Source organism: Bradyrhizobium sp. SZCCHNS3052 (assembly GCF_032484495.1).
Taxonomy (GTDB): Bacteria; Pseudomonadota; Alphaproteobacteria; order Rhizobiales; family Xanthobacteraceae; genus Bradyrhizobium.
This window is the reverse complement of the sequence record NZ_JAUETB010000008.1, coordinates 161509-180323: the sequence shown is the minus strand read 5'-3', so window position 1 is coordinate 180323 and position 18815 is coordinate 161509. Positions and strand designations below refer to the sequence as shown.

Genomic DNA, 18815 nt, shown 5'->3' with positions numbered 1-18815 from the left:
GTTGGCCGGGTGGTTGCAGCCGGCCGTTGCGGACGATGATCAAAGCTCGGGCGTAAGGCGCGTGGTTGGACCAAAGGAGACGGCGGCAACGGATCGGCGGGACCGGTTCATTCCGATACGCAAGTCCGACGTCCTGGACACCGTCATTTCGCATGGCGGCCTGGATGACGCCCTGGCGGCCGACCTGCGCCAGCTGGCGCACATGCTCGGCGCCATCCTGCACCACGAATATTTCGACGAGCTCGATCGGCTGCGCGACGTCTATTTCGACTTCGATCCCGAGGTCCCCGCCGGCCGCCATCGCTCCGCTCAGGAGCTCGACACCGCCTATTGCAACCTCACCGACGAATTCGTCCGGGTGCTGAGCGAAGCGAACTTCATCGAGATCAGCCACGATGAGATCGAGCGCGCCTTCGCCGAGCACGCGCTTGTCAGGGTCAAGCTGAGGGCGCCGGTCTCCGACTTTCGCGCCGTCCGCATGTTCCGGCGCGGCACGCATCAAGAGACCATCGAGGTCCCCATGCTGTATGGCCTGCGGAGGCGCAAGCAGGAGATCGAGGTCTACGACGACATCATCCTGATGGTCGCGACCAGGCCAGACGAGCCGTCTCAGAAGAAGCGCAAGACCGCCGCCTGGCGTGGCCGCAACAAGATCCGCGGCGGCGCGGTGCTGTTCAAATATTTCCGCCACATCGCGCGCTTCGACCTCGAGGCGCTGCTGCCGAACGTCCGCGTCGTCATGGGCCTGCGCGAGCAACTGACGCTGGGCGTGCCGGCGCTGGTCGGCGGCGTACCGATCCTGCTCAAGCTGGCTTCGACGCTCACCGTGCTGTTCATCGTCGCCGGCTTTTATCTCGGCCTCAGCGGCACCGTGCACGACAACGATACGGAGCAGGCGCTGGCGGCGCTGTCGGGCCTGTTCGCGCTCGGCGCCTTCATCCTGCGGCAATGGGGCAACTTCCATCGCCAGTCGCTGATCCATCAGAAGCAGGTCACCGACAACATCTACTTCCGCAACGTCAACAACAATTCCGGCATCTTCAACTATTTGATCGGCGAGGCCGAGGACCAGGACTGGAAGGAAGCGATGCTGGCCTATGGCGGCCTGCTGCTGGCGTCGGTGCCGCTCTCGCGTGCAGCATTGTGCAGCCATGTCGAGGAGTTGCTGCAGCAGATGTTTGGATTGAGCCGCGCGTTCAATGTCGAGGAGGCCTTGATCAGGCTGCGGGAGTTCGGCCTTGTGACCGGCGGAGATGACGCGCTGTCCGCGCTGCCGCTGCGCGAGGCGATCGCGCAGCTCGATCGCGTCTGGGCAAGCGCGTTGCGGGCGTAATCGTCATCAACGATGACGGGCCTCATGGTTCAAGACGCGCCTGCGGCGCTCCTCATGATGAGGAGCGAGGGCGCGGCTCACCAGGATATGCCGAGCTGTCGCAACGAACGATCTGACAGTTAGTTACTCCGTCATGGCCGGGCTTGTCCCGGGCATCCACGTGGTTATCAGCGTGCCGAACGACGTGGATGGCCGGGACAAGCCCGGCCATGACGTGGAGATAGACAAGCGCAAAGCTCCGATTGTGAAATGCGATAGCCCCGCCAGAAGCGGGCGCAATGCACTCCACCTTTGTCCTGAGGAGCCCGCCGGAGGCGGGCGTCTCGATGGACGGCTACAGAGCACACGCTTTCCACGCAGCGGTCTGCCTAGCGCAGACTCGCATTGATTTTGTCGAGCGCGGCCTGCCCAGGGCACAGATCCGCTGCCTCCAGCCGGTTGAGCGGTCGCTCCACCGTGTTGAGGTGGCTGTGCAGATCGTCGGCCTCAGGGTCGACATAGAGCAGGCCGGTCACGATCTGGCCTTGCGCGGCATGTTTCTGGAGGAAGGTCATGGCGCCGAGCCGGTCGTGCGGGTCGTAGTCGGCGTCGATCTTGCGCAGCGCCAGCCTGGAGCCGTCGTGCTGCTCGACGATCTGCACCGTGCCCGGATCCTGGTCGATCTCGATCGGATCGCGCCCGGTCAGCACGTCCAACCGGTTCACGGCATCGTTGTGCTCGCGGACATAGTCGAAGCTCTTGGTTGAGCCGGCGTGATTGTTGAACGCGATGCACGGGCTGATGACGTCGATGAACGCCGCGCCCTTGTGCCGGATGGCGCCCTCGATGATCGGCACCAGCTGCTTCTTGTCGCCGGAGAACGACCGCGCCACATAGGTGGCCCCGAGCTGCAGCGCGATGCCGACCAGGTCGATCGGATTGTCGGTGTTGGTGACGCCCTTCTTCGACTTCGACCCGCGGTCGGCGGTCGCCGAGAATTGGCCCTTGGTCAGGCCGTAGACGCCGTTGTTCTCGACGATATAGGTCATGTTCACGCCGCGCCGGATCGCGTGGGCGAACTGGCCGAAGCCGATCGAGGCGGAATCGCCGTCGCCGGAGACGCCGAGATAGATCAGCTCGCGGTTGGCGAGGTTGGCGCCGGTCAGCACCGAGGGCATGCGGCCGTGCACGGTGTTGAAGCCGTGCGAATTGCCGAGAAAGTAGTCCGGTGTCTTCGACGAGCAGCCGATGCCGGAGATTTTTGCCACCCGATGCGGCTCGATCGACAGCTCGAAGCAGGCCTCGATGATCGAGGCCGTGATCGAATCGTGGCCGCAGCCGGCGCACAAGGTCGAGATCTTGCCCTCGTAGTCGCGATGGCTGTAGCCGAGTGCGTTCTTCTTGATGCCGGGATGCTGGAATTTCGGCTTTGCGATGTAGGTCATGAGAGCACCCTGTCGCCCAGTGCCGTCATGGCCGGGCTTGTCCCGGCCATCCACGTGGGAGTCCGAGGAAAGAGAGGCGTGGATGCCCGGGACAAGCCCGGGCATGACCGTGGAGAGAGTGGCTGTAAAGTCATGACACCGCCTTGCGCAGCGGTGTGACCTTGATGTGGTCCTGGTGGTCGCCGATCGCATCGGCGATGAAGCGCGCCGTGATCGGCGTGCCGTCATAATGCAGAATCGGCACCAGCCGGACCGGGTCGATGCCGTTCTCGGTGACGATCAGCTGGCGCAGCTGCGCGTCGCGGTTCTGCTCGACCACATAGACGAAGTCGTGCTCGGCGATGAAGCTCGCCACGCTCGAATGGAACGGGAAGGCGCGGATGCGCAGGCGGTCGAGCTGACAGCCGCGCGCCTCTAGCAGTCCGATTGCCTCGTCCATCGCCGGCGCGGTCGAGCCGAAATAGATCACGCCATATCTGGTCGGCTTGCTCGCATTGGCCTGCAGCGGCCGCGGCACCATGTCCTGCGCGGTCTGGAACTTGCGCAGCAGGCGCTGCACGTTGTCGGCATAGACGGCGCCTTCCTCGGAATAGCGCGCGTAGCGGTCACGCGAGGTGCCGCGGGTGAAGTAGGAGCCCTTCGTCGGATGCGTGCCGGGGTAGGTGCGGAACGGAATGCCGTCGCCGTCGACGTCGAGATAGCGGCCGAAGTCGCGGCCTTCGTCGAGCATTTCCGCCGTCATCACCTTGCCGCGGTCATACTGCTTGGCGTCGTCCCACTTCAGCGGCCGGGACAGCCGCTGGTTCATGCCGATGTCGAGATCGAGCATCAGGAAGATCGTGGTCTGTAGCCGCTCGGCGAGGTCGAACGCCGCAGCGGCAAACTCAAACGCCTCCGCCGGATCTTCGGGGAACAGCATCACATGCTTGGTATCGCCGTGCGAGGCATAGCCGCAGGCGATCAGGTCGCATTGCTGCGTCCGCGTCGGCATGCCGGTCGAGGGGCCGGCGCGCTGCACGTTCATGATCACGGCCGGGATCTCGGCAAAGTAGGAGAGGCCGATGAACTCGGTCATCAGCGACACGCCGGGGCCCGATGTCGTGGTAAAGGCGCGGGCGCCGTTCCAGGACGCGCCAACCACCATGCCGATCGAGGCGAGCTCGTCCTCGGCCTGCACGATCGCGTATTTGGCCTGCCCGGTTTCCGGATCGTGCCGCAGTTTCTTGCAGTGGTTGCTGAACGCTTCGGCCAGCGACGACGACGGCGTGATCGGGTACCAGGCGCAGACCGTGGCGCCGCCATAGACGGCGCCGAGCGCGGCGGCGTTGTTGCCCTCGATGAAGATGCGGTCGCCGACCTTGTCGGCCTTCTTGATGCGCAGGCCGATCGGGCACTTCAAATTCTGCAGCGCCCAGTCGCGGCCGAGATGCAGCGCGTGGACGTTGGAGGAGAGCAGCTTCTCCTTGCCCTTGTACTGCTCACCGATCAATTGCTCGATCAGCTTCGGATCCATGTCGAGCAGCGCTGAGAGCGCGCCGAGATAGATGATGTTCTTGAACAGCTGGCGCTGGCGCGGATCCGAATAGGTCGAGTTGGTGATCGCGGTCAGCGGGACGCCGATGACGGTGATGTCGTCGCGGAACTTGGTTGCCGGCATCGGCTTGGTGGAATCGTAGAACAGATAGCCACCCGGCGCGATACCGGCGACGTCCTTGTCCCAGGTCTGCGGGTTCATCGCCACCATCAGATCAGTGCCGCCGCCGCGGGCGCCGAGATGGCCCGCTTCGGTGACGCGCACCTCGTACCAGGTCGGCAGGCCCTGGATGTTCGACGGGAAGATGTTGCGCGGGCTGACCGGCACGCCGTGGCGGAGCACGGCGCGCGCGAAGAGTTCGTTCGCGCTGGCCGAGCCGGAGCCGTTGACGTTGGCGAAGCGGACGACGAAGTCGTTTACGCTGCTGAGCGGCGCTTGCTGGGACATGCGTTACCTGCGTGAGTCGTCTCGATGAAGTATTTCTGCATGTCCCACGCACCGGTGGGACAGCGCTCGGCGCACAGGCCGCAATGGAGGCAGACGTCCTCGTCCTTCACCATCACCCGCCCGGTCTTCAGATCCGAGGACACGTAGAGGCTCTGGTCGGGATGCGGCGCCGGCGCCTTCAGGCGCGAACGCAGATCCGCCTCTTCGCCGTTGTCGGTGAAGGTGATGCAGTCCATCGGACAGATGTCGGCGCAGGCGTCGCATTCGATGCACAGCGTGTCGGAGAATACCGTCTGCACGTCGCAATTCAGGCAGCGATGCGCCTCGCCGAGCGCAAGCTTGACGTCGTAGCCGAGCTCGACCTCGGCGCGGATGTCCTTCAGCGCGACCACCTTGTCGCGGTGCGGCACCTTGAAGCGCTTCTCGGACGAAACGTCGTTGTCATAGCTCCATTCATGGATGCCCATCTTCTGCGAGGAGACATGCACCTCGGGCAGCGGCCGCTCGGTGATGTCCTCGCCGGACAGCAGGCGGTGGATCGACAGCGCGGCCTCGTGGCCCTGGGCGACCGCCCAGATGATGTTCTTCGGACCGAACGCCGCATCGCCGCCGAAGAACACTTTCGGGTTGGTCGAGACGAAGGTTGTCGGATCGACCACCGGCATGTGCCATTTGTCGAACGCGATGTCGCAATCGGCCTCGATCCAGGGGAACGCGTTCTCCTGGCCGACGGCGACCAGCACGTCGTCGCAGTCATAGGTCACATCGGGCTCGCCCGACGGCACCAGCGAGCGACGGCCGCTGGCGTCATATTCGGCCTTCACCTTCTGGAAGGTGACGCCGGTGAGCCTGCCATTGTCGTGATTGAAGGCGACCGGCACGAGATAGTTGAGGATCGGAATGTCCTCGTGCAGCGCGTCCTCCTTCTCCCAGGGCGACGCCTTCATCTCCTCGAAGCCGGAGCGCACGATGACCTTGACGTCCTCGCCGCCGAGCCGTCGCGCGGTGCGGCAGCAATCCATCGCGGTGTTGCCGCCGCCGAGCACGATCACGCGCTTGCCGATCTTGTCGGTGTGTCCGAACGAGACGCTGGAGAGCCAGTCGATGCCGAGATGGATGTTCGCGGCGGCTTCCTTGCGTCCGGGAATGTTCAGCTCCCGGCCGCGCGGCGCGCCGGAGCCGATGAAGATGGCATCATAGTTCTCGGCCAGCAGCGTCTTGAGGCTGTCGACGCGATGGCCGGCCTTGTAGTCGACGCCGAGGCCGAGCACGTAGCCCGTCTCCTCGTCGATGACGCTGTCGGGCAGGCGGAATTTGGGGATTTGCGAGCGCATCATGCCGCCGGGCTTTGGGTCGGCATCGAACACGGTGCAGTGATAGCCGAGCGGCGCGAGATCGCGCGCCACCGTCAGCGAGGCCGGGCCGCCGCCGACCAGCGCGATGCGCCGGCCGTTCTTCGGGGCAGGGCGCGGCAGGCGCTGATGGATGTCGTCCTTGAAATCGGCCGCAACGCGCTTCAGGCGGCAGATCGCGACCGGGCTTTCCTCGACACGCCCCCGTCGGCAGGCGGGCTCGCAAGGGCGATCGCAGGTGCGTCCGAGAATGCCCGGGAATACATTCGATTTCCAATTGATCATGTAGGCGTCGCTGTAGCGACCCTCAGCGATCAGGCGGATGTATTCAGGGACCGGAGTGTGTGCGGGACAAGCCCATTGGCAGTCGACCACTTTGTGAAAGTAGTCGGGGGCCGAGATATCAGTCGCTCTCATTCATACCCTGTCCGCGCGGCGAACCATGAGCGCGCGGCCTTCCTGACGTGAGGACGACTGCTTGTTCAGGATCGGCTAGGGATCGATGTGGGTCCGGAGCAGGTCCTGTTCGTCGCCCTTCTGTTTTTTGAATGGCTCAATTGAATAGTCTTATCAGACTAGAGCCATTCCAAGGCGCGCACAAAGGCAAATTTGCAAAGCTGCCCCTCATGCACAGTGTGCGGCGCCGCATTGCCGGCCTGATGCTGCCACGTGTTGCGATGCGGCATTTTCGGTGACGATAGATTGCGAGGATGACGATAAATTAAAGAATGGAGGGTGGAGCACGCGGGCTGCCACGCACTCCGCCGTCATGCCCGGGCTTGTCCCGGGCATCCACGTCGTTCCCAGGATGCCGCACAACGTGGATGGCCGGGACGAGCCCGGCCATGACGATGTGGAGAGAGGCGGGATCTAACTCACTTCGCCGCCGCGATGTCGGCGCGGCTCAAGTCCCACATCAGGCGATAGATGCCGGCCGAGATCTGCGTCGCCAGCGGACCGTCGATCGCCGCGAAGCGGGTGGTCATCAAGGTGGCGATGGCATGACTGTCGGTACCGTCGATGAGGATGAACCAGTCGGCATCGCGCGAGCTCGCAGGAACTCCAGCGGCGGGACCGGAGAGGTCGGCATCGCCTTCGAGCAGATGCATCGAGATGATGCCCCTCAGCTTGCTTGGGTCGAGCTCGATCTGCAGCGCGTCGCGCAACGCTTTGTCCTGCCCGGGTTTGGGCCGCAGGCGGATGATGCCCAGCACGGCGCCGCGACCGGCGCCGATCGAGATCGTGATGCGCGCGACGCTGCGGATCATGTTCTTGAACCGCGCCATCACCGCCTTCGACCATTCCGTCGGCGACTCCAGCCGGGCGCGGTAGGCCGCGCTGTCGAGCACGTCGATCGTTTCGGTCGAATACAGGCAGAGATATTTCGGGCTGCCCTGCTCGGCGACATAGCGTCGCGCCTCGATGAAGCCGGGGATGGCCACGCGCTCTTCGAGATGTTCGCTGTCATACCAATTGTTGAAATCGGCTTCATGCTCAGCATCGATGTTCATCGATGTCAAAAGCATGCCTTTCCCGGCGATGGGCATTGCAGATGTCCTTGTTCAGCGGCCAATTCCTCATGGTGAGGGCGTCACTTGGCGCGTCTCCCGGACAATGCTGCGCATTGCCCGGTGAACCATGAGGCGGGGGGATGTCTGGGGCCTCATCCTTTGAGACGCCATGCCGCGCATGGCTCCTCAGGATGAGGAGAGATGACCATGTGTTTAAGGCGCAGTCGTGCGCGTCGCCATATCGCAGATGGCTTTCATGACCGCATCGCGGATGCCGGGATCATAAAGATTGTGACCTGCGGCTTCGACGACACGGATTTCGGCGTCGCGCCAGATTTCGGCCAGGCGCGCGGAGGTGGAGGGCGGACAGAGCAGGTCATAGCGGCCCTGCACGATGATTCCGGGAATCCCGCTCAGCCTGCTCGCATTACGCAGCAACTGGCCTTTCGCCATGAAGCTGTCCTGCGAGAAGTAATGCGCCTCCATGAACGGCGTCGCCGGCAAGGCGGTGCCGGAGCGGATGGCGAGCCGATCCAGATGGGCGCGGGCGGGTTTGATCTCGGACAGCGCCCGCTCGGTGTCGTGCCAGGCGCGCGCAGCCGGGCCATGAATCGCCGGATCGGGATCGAGGATGCGGCGGAAATAGGCGTCGCACGGGTTGGCGCGTTCGTTCTCCGGCAGCATCTCCAGGAAGTCGCGGTGCAGGGCAGGGTGAAAGCGCGCCAGCGTCTCGCCGAATGCCGTCTCCACTTCCGCACGGGTGCCGAGGAACGTCGCCCGCAGCACCAGCCCCGTGACGCGCGTCGGGTGCGCCTGCGTATAAGCCAGCGCCAAGGTGGCGCCCCAGGAGCCGCCGGCGACGATCCAGCGGTCGAAACCGAACTTTTCGCGGATCGCCTCCATGTCGGCGATCAGGTCGGGCAGGGTGTTGTTGTCGCGGCTGCGCGCAGGACGCGAGCGGCCGGCGCCGCGCTGGTCGAACAGCACGGCATGGAAGCGCTCGGCATCGAACAGTCGGCGGTGATCCGGCTGGCATCCGGAGCCCGGCCCACCATGCAGATAGACCGCGGGAATGCCGCCAGCGCAGCCGCTGCTCTCGACATAGATCTGGTGACCGCCGGAGACATCCAGCCATTCCGACGTCAGCGGCGCGAACGGATCGCTGCGGCGCGCGGACGCGCGGCCGGCTTCGGCGTCAGGCATCATTGCTCTCAGGCGTGCCGCCGGCGAAGTTGCGATAGAGGAAGCGGTCCTGGCCCGAGGCCGCGTCACGCTCGGCCTGCTTGAAGATGCTCTCGTGCAGCGGCGACAGCGTGCAGGCCGGATCGGTATTCCCTGCATCGCCGGTCAGCGCGAACGCCTGGCAGCGGCAGCCGCCGAAATCGATCTCGCGGAACTCGCAGGACTTGCACGGCTCCTTCATCCAGCCGGTGCCACGGTAGCGGTTGAAGGCCTCGGAGTTCTGCCAGATCCAGGCGATCGAATGGTTCGACCGCACGGACATGAAGTCGAGCCCGGTGATGCTCTCGGCGGCGTGGCAGGGCAGGATCTTGCCCGAGGGAGAGATGTTGAAGAACTGCCGGCCCCAGCCGCCCATGCACTTCTTCGGCCGCAGCGCGTAGTAGTCCGGCACGACGTAGTCGATCGTCAGCGTGCCCTTCAGCCGCTCGCGCGCCTCCTCGACCAGACGGTCGGTCTCTTCGAGCTGGGCATAGGTCGGCATCAGGCTGGCGCGGTTCTTCAGCGCCCAGCCGTAATATTGCACGTTGGCGACCTCGAGCCGGTCGGCATCGAGATCGACCGCCATCTGGATGATGTCGGGCAGCTGATGCAGGTTCTGCCGGTGCATCACGGCGTTGACCGTCAGCGGCAGGTCGAGCTCGCGGGTCCAGCGCGCGACCTCGAGCTTCTTGACGTGGCCGCCCTTGTAGCCGCCGACGCGGTCGGCGATGCCGGCCTCGCTGCCCTGGAAGCTGATCTGGACATGGGACAGCCCGGCATCGGCCAGCTCCTTCAGCCGCTCCCGCGTCAGCAGCACGGCCGAGGTGATCAGGTTGGTGTAGAGGCCGACGTCGTTGGCATGCTGCACCAGCTCGACCAGATCCTTGCGCGCGGTCGGCTCGCCGCCGGAGAAGTGGATCTGCAGCACGCCGATCTCGGCGAGCTCTGACAGCACCTTCTTCCATTCCGTGGTGGTCAGCTCCTGTCCGGCGCGATCTAGCTCCAGCGGGTTGGAGCAATAGGGGCATTGCAGCGGACAGCGATGCGTGAGTTCGAGCAGTACGGCGAGCGGAATGCCGTAGGTTTCGGCCACGGAACCGCGTCGCTCCAGCACGGCGAGGCCGTCATTGCTGTCGATGGGCGGTGAGGTGTCGGTCAGCTCGGTCATGATGTCGTCTCCCGAACCTCGGTCAGGAATCCCTTGTCGGCGAGATCCTGCAGCATGGCAACCACATCGGTCGCGATGACGTCGCGAGGCGCGGCATATTTCGCCGCGAGCTCGTCGATGATATCAGCAACGCTGCGCGCGCCATCGCACAGCTTGAGCACCTCGACTGAGATCTCGTCCGGCGCCAGCACGCGCTCCGGCGCCAGGATCACCCAGACCTGCCGGGTCTCGTCGAACTTCAGCTTGGCATGCCGCGGCAGCACCACGCGGCTGGTCTCGGCAACTTGGATGTGACGCGGGGCCATGGCGGGTCTCTAGCCGATGATTGTTGCGTTCTGTCCGATGCCGCGGCATCGGCGGTGCCCACCCTCCCCTGGAGGGGGAGGGTCGTTGCGCATCGCCCGCGATGCGCAACGGGGTGGGGTGATCTCTCCATACGCACCGCGGCAGGTGGCTTCACCCCACCCCGCCTCGCGCTTTGCGCGAGCCGACCCTCCCCCTCCAGGGGAGGGTGGCACCGGTACCCTTGAGAGAGCCGCGAAGACCACGCTCAGCCCTCCTTCGGCACGAAGGCGCCGGGCGGGATGTGGCCCTCGACATAGGCGTGATACAGCGCGTCGAGCTGCACCCACAGCACGTTGGTCTTGAAGATCAGCGCGTTGCACACGGCGGCGCGCTGCTCCGGCGTGGTGGCGTGCTCCTTGACGTAATGCAGCGCGAAGTTCGCGTCGCGCGGCGCCTGGGTGAGACGGCGCTTGAAGTAGCTCATCGTATCGTTGTTGACGAAATCGTAGTGCTCGAGCATGCCGGAGATGCGCTCTTCATGGATGCTCGGCGCGAACAGCTCGGTCAGTGACGAGGCGATCGCCTCCAGCGGCGAGCGGTCGCGGCAGAAATGCACATAGGCTTCGACCGCGAAGCGGGTGGCCGGCAGGATGCCTTCGGTCGATTCGACGTAGGCCGTGTCGAGGCCGAGGCCTTCGGTCAGTTTGATCCAGCGCTCGATGCCGCCCTCGCTGCCGACATCGCCATCATGATCCTCGATGCGGTGCCGCCATTCCAGCCGCGTGGCGCGGTCGCGGAAGCGCGTCATCACCATCGCGTCCTTCAGCGGGATCGTCGACTGGTAGTAGTAGCGGTTGAGCGCCCAGGCCTGCACCTGGCCCTTGTTGAGCTTGCCGCCGTGCAGCAGCTTATGAAACGGGTGGTGGTTGTGATAGCGCGTCGCGCCGATATGGCGAAGTGCTGCTTCCAATTCGCTTGCACTGTTCAGCGTCACGCCGTGTCCGATCGACAGCGCCGTCATTCCGCTCAGATTGACCTCACTCACAGTACGATCTCCATCCCTTCAGCGGGGATTTCCCATCCCTCGCGTTCCAACGTTTGCCGCTCGGGTGAGGCGTGCAGCCACGCCGGATTGGAGTTGTTGATGTGCAGGAAGACCTTCCTACCGATCGCGAGGTCCGCCAGCTGCTTGATCGCGCCGCTTTCTCCGGACATCGCGATATGTCCCATGCTCTGCCCGGTCTTGTTGCCGAGTCCGGCCTGGATCATCTCGTCGTCGCGCCACACCGTGCCGTCGAACAGCACCAAGGGCGCGCCCCTCAATCTCGTTCTCAGATCATCGTCCACGCCGGCACAGGCGGCGATGACGTAGCAATATTGCCCGCCTTCGAGATCGGCGATCTTCAGGCCCAGCGTGTCGCCGGTCGAGGAGCTGCCGCCGGGATGCTGCTTGTCGCGCAGATACCACGCGCTCGTTCCCGAGACGGCGAAGGCCGTGATCTCCAGGCCCGAGGGCCGGCCGTCCTGCAGCAGCGGCCGGAACGGTACGTCGATCACGATCGGCACGCGCTTGACGGTCTCGTCCTTCAGCACATCGAAGATGTTGTTCGATCTGAGGATCGCAAGCACCTTGGGGTGCGCATGGATCGAGAAAGGTGAACTCTCGCGCATCGACAGCAGCCCCGTGACCGCGTCGATCTCGCCATTGGTCAGGATCACGCCGGCGATCGGACTGTGGCGCAGGGCGCCGGGCTTCGGATGCAGTTGCGGCGTGCGGGTAACCTGCTGGCGCAGATCGGGCGAGGCGTTGATCAGGAACCAGTTGGCGCCATCAGCGCTGACCGCGACCGAGGCCTGGCTGTTGCTGATCTCGGGATGATCGGTGCGCGCGGCACGGCACACGGCGCAGCCGCAATTCCACTGTGGCACTCCACCGCCCGCGGCGGCGCCCAGGACGACGAGGCGAAGCATGAGCCGTCTCCTGGAATTCAGCTGTGGTGGCGCACGCGATTACCAGCGGCAGGATCTCCGACAGGCAGGCTGACCAACGGTCAGGACCGCCCGCAGGGAAGGTGACGAGGGTGGGACATCCGACCAGCGTACGGGCTGGCACATACGCGGTCGCTGATCCCCACCCTCAAGCGTCGACGTCCTGATCGCCGAGACCTGGACGTCACACCCGCGAATTATTTGCGGGCCGCGCAGGCGTACATGTTGATTTCCATGCCGACCGGCACTTCAACGATCTTCGGTGCTTTCCAGGCCATTGTCCTCTCCTTCAAGTCGGGACGGTTATCGTCCTCAGCAATAAACTACCGTGCTACGAAAAGTTCGCCAGTGGAATCTTTTTGTTTGAGCCTCTCAGGCCTGTTTATTGCAGTGCGAAGTTGCAGATGCGAGTTGCTGCCGTTTTCGTCGGAACGAGCCGTGAAAACAACGAATTCGTGATCGATGGCTTCGCAACACCGTTCAATTCGGTCCCTAGCTTGGGGGGCTGAGCTGGCCGGATAAAGCAGTCGTGAGATGTTCGAGACTTCAAAACCCCAGCGCGCGACCCCATTGGAAGCTGATGATGCCTAGATATTTCTTCAACACACGGATCGGCGAGGAACTGGTCTCCGACACCGACGGCGAGGTGCTGCGCAGTCCCGACCGCGCCTGGGAAGTCGCGCGCGACATGATCAAGGAACTGCTGCGGACCGAAGGCGGCAACGCGGCGCTGATGACGGCCGTCATCGAGGTGACCGACGAGGACGGTGAGATCGTGCTGGAGTTCCCGTTCTCCGAAGCGATCTTCAACATGCCGGCGCAATCGATGACGCGCCATTGAGCGCAGAACGGCCGCATGGCCGTTTCCCGAACGCCCGCGTGCTTGCGGCCGAGATCAGACCGAATGGCGCGGGCGCGCGATGTCGCCGCGCGTGCTGGCGATGCCCATCTCGAAACTGTCGGCGATGCGGCGGGCGCGGACGATGAAGAGCTCCGCGAGCTCCGGCGCGAACAGGTCCTTCGCCGTCGCCTCGAACAGTTGCAGCCAGCGGTCGAAATGCGGCCCCTGCAACGATAGCAACAGATGCGGCCGCATCGGCGCGCCGCTGTAGCGGCCGGTCTTCAGGAACATCGACGACCAGAAATCGCTGATCCTGCCGATATGGTCGTCCCAATCCTCCACGGTACGGTTGAAGATCGGGCCGATCAGCTCGTCCTCCCTTGCGCGCCCGTAGAAGGTCTCGACCAGCAGGCGGATCGAGGCGTCGTCGAGTTCCGGATGTTGAACTGCGAGGGGATGGCGGTCAGGCTGGGCGGCAGGCATCGTCATGGCCTTGTATATAGGCACTCGCAGCGCCGATGGAAACGCCGGGCCGCCACGTCCGATCTTGTGGCGGCCCTGTCGTTCGCTCACGGCAGGCTGACGAACTCCACCCAGTTCGGCTTCTTGCCCACGGCGTAGGATTTCAGGCTCGTGAGCGCGCCGCTGGCCGGGTCGATCCGATACACCGTCATCCCGTTCGACACTTCGCCGACGGCGGCGAGATAGCGCCCGGTGGGATCGATGGCGAAGCCGCGTGGCTGGGTCTCGGTCGGCACGCTGCCGATCAGGCTCACGCGCCCGCTGGCCGCATCGACCTTGAAGCCGGCAATCGTGTTCGAGCCGCGCTCCGAGGCGTAGAGGAACTTGCCATCCGGCGTCACGTGCAGATCGGCCGCCCAGGGCTTGCCGGTGAAGCCTGAGGGCAGGGCGGTGGTGCGCTGCTGCTCGCTCCAGGTGCCGTTCTCCGCGTCATAGGCATAGACCGCGAGATCCGCGTTGAGTTCGTGCAGAAGGTAGATGAACTTGCCGTTCGGGTGGAAGATGAAGTGGCGCGGCCCTGACTTCTCCGGCGTCTTCACCGTCAGCGCCTCCTTGGCCGTCAGCTTGCCCGTCGCGGCGTCGAAGGCGAAGCCGAGCACCTGGTCGGAGCCGAGATTGGTCGCGAACACGAAGCGGTTGTCGGGCGAGGGCAGGAAGGCGTGGGCGTTCAGCCCGGTCGGGATCACCTGGCTCGGCGCCGCGACGACGCCATTGGCCTGGATCGGATTCACCGCCACCTTGTTGCCGCCATAGGAGGCGCTGAACAGCACCTTGCCGGTGCGGTCGAAGGCGATGTTGGCCATGCTGTCGGCGAGCGGCCCGTTGCCGATGTGGCTGAGCTGACCGGTCTTGGCATTGATCGCAAAGCTCTCGGCCTGGAACGGCTGCGAGCGGATTCCGGCGATCAGCACCGTCTTGTCCGGGCTGACCGCGAGCGGGGTCGACGAGCCCGGCTTGTCGACGCCGACGAAGGAAGCCGTCTGCGCCGGGGTCATCTCGCCGGTGGAAGCATCGAACTTGAAGACGCTGATGTCGTTGCTGTCGGCGTTGCCGACATAGGCATAGGTCTCGGCGTGGCCCGCGCGCGGCGCCAGCGTTGCTGCAGCGGCGAGAACGAATGTTGCGGCCATGATGGTGCCCGGTCTGATCATGTGGTTTCCCCCTTTTGTGATGTGCTTGCTTCAGCTCTTAAAGTCGAACGTGAAGCTTGACCAAGCCTGATTCCGGATCGATCGATGCAGGATGGGTATTGATCGCGACCGCACTTCGCACCCCTAACACGCGGCCAGTTTGTCTCTCCGTCATGCCCGGGCTTGTCCCGGGCATCCACGTCGGTCCACGCGCGCTGCACGACGTGGATGGCCGGGACAAGCCCGGCCATGACGAGGAGGCGAGGGCGAGTGCAACAAGACCCATGCGGTTTGCTGCCGAAGCTATGCTGGAGTGCCGCGCCGCGACGGCTTTCTCCCGGTAAGTGCTCGCGCTAGAACAAGCCCCGACACCACGGAGCTTCCCATGACCGATCTCTGGCGCCTGCCGGCTGCCGACCTTGCCGCCCTCATCAAGTCGAAGCAGGTCTCCGCCCGCGATGCCGCGACCGCGGCGCTGGCGCGGCTCGATGCGGTCAATCCGGCGATCAATGCCGTGATCGACCATCGGCCGGAGGAGGTCTTGAAGCAGGCCGACGCCATCGACTCCCGGCTGGCGCGCGGCGAGGATCCGGGGCCTCTCGCCGGCGTGCCGGTGACGATCAAGGTCAATGTCGACCAGGCCGGCTTCGCCACCACCAACGGCCTCAATCTGCAGAAGGACGCGATCGCCTCGGCTCACAATCCGGTCGTCAACAACCTGGTCAAGGCCGGCGCCGTGCTGCTCGGCCGCACCAACACCCCGGCGGTGTCCTATCGCTGGTTCACCAGCAACCTCATCCACGGCCACACCAAGAATCCGCGCGACCCCAGCATCACGCCCGGAGGTTCGTCGGGCGGCGCCGGCTCGGCCACCGCGGCGGGCATCGGCCATATCGGCCACGGCACCGACATCGCCGGCTCCGTCCGCTATCCCGCCTATGCCTGCGGCATCCACGGCCTGCGCCCCACGGTCGGGCGCATCCCCGCCTTCAATACACAGTTCCCCGAGCGCCCGATCGGCCCGCAGATCAGCGCCGTCTCCGGCCCGCTCGCCCGCACCATCAACGACGTCAGGATCGCGCTGGCCGCGATGTCGGCGCGCGACGTCCGCGATGTCTGGTGGATGCCGGTGCCGCTCGAGGGCCCGCCGCTGCCGAACCGCGTCACCCTCTGCGTCAACCCGGACGGGCTGAACCCTGTGCCGGAGGTCGTGGCCGCCTTGCGCGATGCCGCCAGGCGGCTGGAAGCCGCCGGCTGGACCGTCGAGGAGATCGCGGACACGCCGCCGATGCAGGAGGCCGCGCTGCTGCAGACCCGTCTCTGGCTCGGCGACGGCTACGAGGCGCAGCTCGCGGCTGCGGAAAAGGAGCGCGACCCAGGCGCGCTGGCCTGCCTGCGCGGCGTCAGTGACAAGGTTCACCCATTCGACCTGTCGCAGACGCTCGCGCGCCGCGCCGCGCTGACCCGGCAATGGCTCCTGTTCATGGAGCAGCATCCGCTGCTGCTGATGCCGGTGTCGGGCATGCTGCCGTTCGCCGATCAGCTCGACCGCAAGGACGAGGAGTCGTTCCAGCAGGTCTGGCACGCCCAGCTCACGCAGATCGCGATTCCGTTCTTCGGCCTGCCGGGCCTGACGGTCTCGACCGGCATGGTCGGCCGCGTCCCGGTCGGCGTCCAGCTTGTCGGCCAGCGCTTTCGCGAGGACGCGTGCCTTCTCGCTGGCGAAGCGATCGAGGCTGGCGGTACCCCGCCGTCGCCGATCGATCCGGTGCTGGGCTGATGGCCAGCATCTATGATTTCACCGCGACCTCGCTGAAGGGCGAGGAGGTGCCGCTGAAGCGCTTCGAGGGGCAGGTGCTGCTGATCGTCAACACCGCCAGCGCCTGCGGCTTCACGCCGCAATATCGCGGCCTCGAGGCGCTGCACCGCGCCTATGCGGACAGGGGCTTTGCCGTGCTCGGATTTCCCTGTAACCAGTTCGGCGCCCAGGAGCCCGGCACGGCCGAGGAGATCGGCGCGTTCTGCGCCGGCAAGTACGACGTCACCTTCCCGCTGTTTGCGAAGATCGACGTCAACGGTACCGATGCACATCCGCTCTACAAGTTCCTGAAGGGCGAGAAGACCGGCCTCTTGGGCTCGGCGATAAAATGGAATTTCACCAAATTCCTGGTCGATCGCCGTGGGAATGTGGTGTCGCGCCATGCGCCGACCACCACGCCCGAGGCGTTGAAGAAAGAGATCGAGGCACTGCTGTGAGCGACAACGAGACGACTGCGACCCCATTTCCTGACCGGCTGTCGGTCGATCCGAAGAGCCCCTATTACAATGCGGAGATCCTGTCGCGCGACGTCGGCATCCGCTTCAAGGGCGCCGAGAAGACCAATGTCGAGGAATACTGCATCAGCGAAGGCTGGATCCGCGTCGCCGCGGGGAATGCCAAGGACCGCCACGGCAACCCGCTGACCATCAAGGTCCACGGCCCGGTCGAGCCGTATTTCAAGGATTGAGGCGACTGCGCTGCGGGCCTCTGGTGGTCGTATCCGCCAACCTCTGGCCTCAGCGATGAGGCAAACCGCCAACCCAGGACTCGTCATGCCCGGGCCTGTCCCGGGCATCCCCGTCGTCATTCCAGGCGCACGACATGGATGGCCGGGACAAGCCCGGCCATGACGGTGTGGAGAAGGGCGGGGTCGAAGCAGCTTTAGCCCCCGCGTCGCGATGGGTAATTTAGAACGTTGGTCGTAGATATTTGAGCGTCGTTCAAAATTATATTGAACGTCGCTCACATTCCGCTACACTCACCCATATCCGCCCCGTCGGCACCGGTCCCGACGCGCGACGTCCCCAGGCGTTTGCGCGATCGGACCCCCTGCGTGCCGTCTCCCGGCGGGGTCACAGAGGGTGATGACGATGGCCTATTCGGAACAAGATCTGCGCGCCGCCGCCGGGGCAGGCGCGATCGGGCCCGACGAGTTGCAGCGGTTGCTGACCTACCTCGAGCAACAGGCGAAGGCGGGTCCGGCGGCGCACGCCAAATTCGATGCCGCGCATCTGCTCTGGTACGCCGGCGCGCTGATCGTGATCGGCGCCATGGGCCTGTTCTCGACGGTGGCCTTCTCGCAGATGGGCGGCCGCGCCCTGACGGCCTGCGCGCTCGCCTATGCCGCCGCCTTCGGCTTCGCCGGCGACCACCTCTGGCGCCGGAGCTTGCGCGTCCCCGGCGGCCTGCTGATCGCCATCGCCGTGTCGATGGCACCGCTCGCCGTCTACGGCGTCCAAGCCGAATTCGGCTGGTGGGGCAAGTTCGGCAAGCCCGGCACGGTTCATGACTTCTACGTCTGGATCAAGGGCAGTTGGCTGTTCATGGAGATCGCCACCATCGCGGCGGGCGCGATCGCGCTGCACTTCTATCGCGTGCCCTTCATCGTCGCGATCATGTCGGTCGCGCTGTGGTTCATGTCGATGGACCTCACGCCCTGGATCTTCAATGTCGGCCATTTCGACTGGGAGATGCGCCGCGTGGTGTCGATCTGGTTCGGCCTCGGCATTCTCGCGGTGGCGTGGATCGTCGACTACACCAGCTACAGCCGCGACTTCGGCTTCTGGCTGCACTTGTTCGGCCTGATGGCCTTCTGGGGCGGCGTCAGCGCCACCGAAGGCGCGACCGAGCTGGGCAAGGCGATCTACTGCCTGCTGAACGTCGGCCTGCTCGCGATCGCCGTCATCATCGTCCGCCGCGCCTACGCCGTGTTCGGCGCCATCGGCATCACGATGTATCTCGGCCACCTCGCCGACGTCGTCTTCAAGGACTCGCTGCTGTTCCCGTTCGCACTGTCGCTGATCGGCGTCGCGGTGGTCGCGGTGGGACTGGCGTATCACCGAAAGCAGAAGGTGATTGCGGAATGGCTGGCGGCCAATCTGCCGCCGGCGGTGCTGCGGCTGCGGCCGCAGCGAGCTGCTGCGTAGGCTGGACAATCAACTGAATGTATGGCCGTCCTATCGAACACCAGTGGCGATCGCTAAGCAGAAGCTGTGGACCGTAGCGGGAGGGAGTAGAT

18 protein-coding genes are annotated in these 18815 nt (G+C 64.9%); 6 read left to right on the top strand and 12 right to left on the bottom strand.

The window, feature by feature from the left end:
• The first annotated feature begins 61 nt into the window (after positions 1-61).
• Complete coding sequence (locus QX073_RS23580) at positions 62-1333, top strand: TMEM143 family protein (protein WP_315750209.1); 1272 nt, start codon at positions 62-64, stop codon at positions 1331-1333.
• 368 nt (positions 1334-1701) lie between these two features.
• Here QX073_RS23580 and QX073_RS23575 read toward each other — a convergent pair whose 3' ends face one another.
• From QX073_RS23575 to pqqA, 10 genes are all read right to left on the bottom strand, one after another.
• Complete coding sequence (locus QX073_RS23575) at positions 1702-2757, bottom strand: 2-oxoacid:ferredoxin oxidoreductase subunit beta (RefSeq protein ID WP_315718016.1); 1056 nt, start codon at positions 2755-2757, stop codon at positions 1702-1704.
• A 130-nt stretch (positions 2758-2887) separates the two neighbouring features.
• Positions 2888-4738 (bottom strand): 2-oxoacid:acceptor oxidoreductase subunit alpha, encoded by a 1851-nt coding sequence (locus QX073_RS23570; protein WP_315718017.1) that lies wholly within the window; start codon positions 4736-4738, stop codon positions 2888-2890.
• Complete coding sequence (locus tag QX073_RS23565) at positions 4708-6507, bottom strand: FAD-dependent oxidoreductase (protein WP_316193161.1); 1800 nt, start codon at positions 6505-6507, stop codon at positions 4708-4710. The genes QX073_RS23570 and QX073_RS23565 overlap by 31 nt, the downstream gene beginning before the upstream one ends.
• Before the next feature lie 458 nt (positions 6508-6965).
• Positions 6966-7637: a DUF4286 family protein gene (locus QX073_RS23560; protein ID WP_316226453.1), complete on the bottom strand. Its 672-nt coding sequence runs from the start codon at positions 7635-7637 to the stop codon at positions 6966-6968.
• A gap of 177 nt (positions 7638-7814) precedes the next feature.
• On the bottom strand, positions 7815-8804 hold the full coding sequence (gene pip, locus QX073_RS23555) for a prolyl aminopeptidase (protein ID WP_316226452.1): 990 nt from the start codon (positions 8802-8804) through the stop codon (positions 7815-7817).
• Complete coding sequence (gene pqqE, locus QX073_RS23550) at positions 8797-9990, bottom strand: pyrroloquinoline quinone biosynthesis protein PqqE (protein WP_315828311.1); 1194 nt, start codon at positions 9988-9990, stop codon at positions 8797-8799. The genes pip and pqqE overlap by 8 nt, the downstream gene beginning before the upstream one ends.
• A complete protein-coding gene (gene pqqD, locus QX073_RS23545) occupies positions 9987-10295 on the bottom strand; it encodes a pyrroloquinoline quinone biosynthesis peptide chaperone PqqD (protein ID WP_315718023.1) in 309 nt (102 codons plus the stop codon). The genes pqqE and pqqD overlap by 4 nt, the downstream gene beginning before the upstream one ends.
• Before the next feature lie 245 nt (positions 10296-10540).
• Complete coding sequence (gene pqqC, locus QX073_RS23540) at positions 10541-11296, bottom strand: pyrroloquinoline-quinone synthase PqqC (RefSeq protein ID WP_410052385.1); 756 nt, start codon at positions 11294-11296, stop codon at positions 10541-10543.
• A gap of 20 nt (positions 11297-11316) precedes the next feature.
• Positions 11317-12246, bottom strand: a complete 930-nt coding sequence (pqqB, locus tag QX073_RS23535; RefSeq protein WP_315718025.1) for a pyrroloquinoline quinone biosynthesis protein PqqB — start codon at positions 12244-12246, stop codon at positions 11317-11319.
• Positions 12247-12461: 215 nt separating this feature from the next.
• Complete coding sequence (gene pqqA / locus QX073_RS23530) at positions 12462-12542, bottom strand: pyrroloquinoline quinone precursor peptide PqqA (protein ID WP_012029362.1); 81 nt, start codon at positions 12540-12542, stop codon at positions 12462-12464.
• A gap of 305 nt (positions 12543-12847) precedes the next feature.
• Here pqqA and QX073_RS23525 point away from each other — a divergent pair, with 305 nt between their 5' ends.
• Positions 12848-13105: a DUF6894 family protein gene (locus QX073_RS23525; RefSeq protein WP_315718026.1), complete on the top strand. Its 258-nt coding sequence runs from the start codon at positions 12848-12850 to the stop codon at positions 13103-13105.
• Positions 13106-13159: 54 nt separating this feature from the next.
• On the opposite strand, the gene QX073_RS23520 is transcribed toward QX073_RS23525, so the two are convergent.
• Positions 13160-13594: a group III truncated hemoglobin gene (locus QX073_RS23520; protein ID WP_315828337.1), complete on the bottom strand. Its 435-nt coding sequence runs from the start codon at positions 13592-13594 to the stop codon at positions 13160-13162.
• Between the two features lie 80 nt (positions 13595-13674).
• On the bottom strand, positions 13675-14778 hold the full coding sequence (locus tag QX073_RS23515) for a lactonase family protein (protein ID WP_316226450.1): 1104 nt from the start codon (positions 14776-14778) through the stop codon (positions 13675-13677).
• A gap of 364 nt (positions 14779-15142) precedes the next feature.
• On the opposite strand from QX073_RS23515, the gene QX073_RS23510 reads away from it, so the two are divergent.
• From QX073_RS23510 to QX073_RS23495, 4 genes are all read left to right on the top strand, one after another.
• Positions 15143-16537, top strand: coding sequence for an amidase family protein (locus QX073_RS23510; protein ID WP_316226449.1), 1395 nt, complete (start codon positions 15143-15145; stop codon positions 16535-16537).
• The gene (locus QX073_RS23505; RefSeq protein WP_316201186.1) at positions 16537-17013 is read left to right on the top strand and encodes a glutathione peroxidase; all 477 of its coding nucleotides are present in this window, start codon (positions 16537-16539) and stop codon (positions 17011-17013) included. Before QX073_RS23510 ends, QX073_RS23505 begins: the two co-directional genes overlap by 1 nt.
• Complete coding sequence (locus QX073_RS23500; RefSeq protein WP_315718031.1) at positions 17010-17264, top strand: DUF3297 family protein; 255 nt, start codon at positions 17010-17012, stop codon at positions 17262-17264. The genes QX073_RS23505 and QX073_RS23500 overlap by 4 nt, the downstream gene beginning before the upstream one ends.
• Positions 17265-17667: 403 nt before the next feature.
• Positions 17668-18723 carry a hypothetical protein gene (locus QX073_RS23495; protein ID WP_316226448.1) on the top strand — a complete coding sequence of 352 codons (1056 nt, stop codon included), beginning with the start codon at positions 17668-17670 and terminating at the stop codon, positions 18721-18723.
• The last annotated feature ends 92 nt before the right edge of the window (positions 18724-18815 follow it).